Origin of the sequence: Saccharopolyspora elongata (assembly GCF_004348985.1) — a bacterium.
Lineage (GTDB): Bacteria > Actinomycetota > Actinomycetes > Mycobacteriales > Pseudonocardiaceae > Saccharopolyspora > Saccharopolyspora elongata.
The window spans coordinates 1-2,841 of the sequence record NZ_SMKW01000194.1; the positions used below are offsets into that span (position 1 = coordinate 1).

Below are 2,841 nucleotides of genomic sequence, written 5' to 3' on the forward strand. Positions count from 1 at the left end.
CCGCAACCACCCTCCGCCGCAAATCCTCTTGCGAGACAGGAGAAAGCCGCTTGACATCAACCACCGCCACCTTCACACCATAACCAACGATCACGCCACATTTGAGTTACCCATCAATAAGTCGGGGATCCCACAGCGAGGCGGCGTCTGAGGTTCCGCTACCCGCACCGCTATGCAAGCCCATTGAAAAAATCACTTCTCAGTCCTGCTCGATCAGCGCCAGGACCCGCGTCGGGCTGCCGGAGCCGTTGACGATCGGCAGCGGCGCGGCGATCAGCACCGCTCCGGTGGGTGGCAGCAGTGCGAGGTTCTGCAGTTGGGTGAGGCCGTACTTGCCGGCGCCGAGCAGCAGCGAGTGGCAGGGGAAGGCCGGTTCGAAGGTGGGCGCCATCCCGGCGTCGGTGCCCACGGTTTCCACGCCGATGCCGATCAGGGCGCTTTCCTCGGCCAGCCAGCGGGCGCAGTCCGGCGAGATCCCCGGGGTGTGCGAGCCGCTGTCGTCGGCGTTGAGGAACTCGGCCTGATCGCCGCTGCGCGCGTCCCAGCCGGTCCGCACCAGCAGCCAGCCGCCCTCGGGCAGGGGGCCGTGCGCGGATTCCCACTCGCGGATGTGCTCGGTCTCCAGCAGGAAGTCCGGATCCTCGGCGACCTGCGCGGAGCAGTCCAGCACCGCGGCCGGGCCGATCATCTGCCGGGGCGGGACCGAGGCGACGTCGAGGCCGTCGCGGCCGGTGATCCAGTGCACCGGCGCGTCGAAGTGGGTGCCGGTGTGCTCCCCGGTGTGGATGTTGTTCCAGTACCAGGCGGGGCCGCGGTCGTCGAACCGGCTGATCTCCTCCAGGCTGAAGCCGATGGTGTTGGCGAACGGCTCCGGCAGCTGCAGGACGGGCACGTCGGACGTCAGGGGCGCGGTCAGGTCGATGACGCTGATCCGGCCGGACGTCAGGGCCCGCAGCAGTTCGTCGAGGACGGCCACGTTCTTCGCCTCCGGATTCCGGGAACTTGACGACGTGCGGGATCCTACTTCGCGTCCGGGGCGCTGCCAATGCGCCGGGATTCGCCCGGCGCGGCAGGGAATTCGGGCGCAGCACTGTGGATCGAGTCGGCCCGCGCGGCCGCTGTTATCGTGTTCGCGTGACGACGGACATCGTGACGGATGGCGCATCGGTGGGCGATGCCGTGGTGGGCGAGCTGACCGGCCGAGGCATGCAGCCCAGGCAGCTGATCGTCACCCTCTACGGCCTGTACGCACGCGAGGCCGGTGGCTGGCTGTCGGTGGCGTCGTTGGTGCGGCTGCTCGCCGATCTGGGCGTCGACGAGCCCGCGGTGCGCTCGTCGATCTCGCGGCTGAAGCGGCGCGGCATCCTGCTGGCCGAGCGGCGCGGCGGGGCGGCGGGCTACGAGCTGTCCGGTGCCGCGCTGGAGATCCTGCGCGAAGGAGACGAGCGGATCTTCCGCCGCGAGCGCGCCACCCTCGCCGACGGGTGGGTGCTGGCGGTGTTCTCGGTCCCGGAATCCGAGCGGCAGAAGCGGCACGTGCTGCGCACCCAGCTGACGCGCCTGGGCTTCGGCACCGCCGCGCCGGGGGTGTGGATCGCCCCGGCCGACCTGCGCGACGCGGCGAGCAGCGTCCTGCAGCGCTACGAGCTGGCCGGGTACGCCGATCTGTTCCACGCCGAGCACCTCGCCTTCGGCGATCTGCGGACCAAGGTGGCGCAGTGGTGGGACCTGGAGCAGCTGCAGGAGCTCTACGGCGAGTTCATCGGGGTGCACCAGCCGGTGCTGCGGCGGTGGCGGCGCCGCCGGTCGCCGCGCGGCCCGGAGGCCTTCGCCGACTACGTGCGGGTGCTCACCGACTGGCGCCGGTTGCCCTACCTGGATCCCGGGCTGCCCGCCGAGCTGCTGCCGAAGGACTGGAACGGGACGGTGGCCGCCGAGGTGTTCTTCGAGCTGAAGTCCCTGCTGGAGCGGCAGGCCCACGACCACGTCGAAGCCGTCGCGCGCTGATCAGGTAGACGTAGTGCGCAGACCCCCGGATTTATTCGTGGGGTTAGCACGTCAAGTCCGATCCTGACGTGCCCAGCGGTAACCCTGCCAACGTTAGATAGCTCGGTGCTGTATAGTGCTGGGTATGGCCGTCGCGCTGCGATCGAACGCGAACATCACCTTTCAGTGCGCGTTCCACGTCGTGTGGTGCCCGAAATACCGGCGCCGGGTTATCGGTGGCCGGATGGAAGAACGCTTGAAGCAGCTCATCCGGGAAGTCGTCGAGGAGAAGGGGGCGTGGCTGGTGGAGCTGGAAACGATGCCGGACCACGTTCACCTTCTCGTCGAAGTCGACCCGCAGTACGGGGTGCACAAGCTGGTCAAAGCGATTAAGGGACGTTCGTCGCGGGTGTTGCGGGAAGAGTTCCCGTGGTTGCGGTCGAAGCTTCCGACGCTGTGGACCAATAGCTACTTCGTCGCGACGGTCGGCGGCGCACCGCTGTCGGTCATCAAGCGCTACGTCGAACAGCAGAAGGCCCGGTGAGCCGTTGCTGACGGGACGTCGCTACCGCTTGAAGCTCACCATCGCGCAGGCCGCCCAGTGCGAGGAGTTCGGCAATATTTGCCGGGCAGTGTGGAACACCGCCCTGGAACAACGTCGCGAGTACCGGCGGCGCGGGGCGTGGATGAACTACAACGAGCAAGCCGGACAGCTCGTCGACGCGAAAACCGAGCACGACTGGTTGCAGACCGCGCCGTCGCACATTCTCCAGCAGGCGTTGAAGGACCTGGACCGGGCGTGCCGCGACCACGGCACGTTCCGGGTTAAGTGGCGCGGTAAGCAGCGTTGGAACC

General features: G+C 68.1%; 4 protein-coding genes. 3 read left to right on the plus strand and 1 reads right to left on the minus strand.

All coding sequences use genetic code 11. The features are described from left to right. Positions 1–199 precede the first annotated feature (199 nt). The gene (locus E1288_RS46180) at positions 200–976 is read right to left on the minus strand and encodes a cyclase family protein (RefSeq protein ID WP_132495659.1); all 777 of its coding nucleotides are present in this window, start codon (positions 974–976) and stop codon (positions 200–202) included. 158 nt (positions 977–1,134) lie between these two features. On the opposite strand from E1288_RS46180, the gene E1288_RS46185 reads away from it, so the two are divergent. The 3 genes from E1288_RS46185 to E1288_RS46195 all read left to right on the plus strand — a co-directional run. Continuing rightward, a complete protein-coding gene (locus E1288_RS46185; protein ID WP_132495661.1) occupies positions 1,135–2,007 on the plus strand; it encodes a PaaX family transcriptional regulator in 873 nt (290 codons plus the stop codon). A gap of 124 nt (positions 2,008–2,131) precedes the next feature. Continuing rightward, positions 2,132–2,530, plus strand: a complete 399-nt coding sequence (gene tnpA / locus E1288_RS46190; RefSeq protein WP_132495663.1) for an IS200/IS605 family transposase — start codon at positions 2,132–2,134, stop codon at positions 2,528–2,530. Positions 2,531–2,534: 4 nt separating this feature from the next. Then, the coding region (locus tag E1288_RS46195) for a helix-turn-helix domain-containing protein (protein ID WP_165968643.1) at positions 2,535–2,841 on the plus strand (307 nt) is incomplete at its 3' end.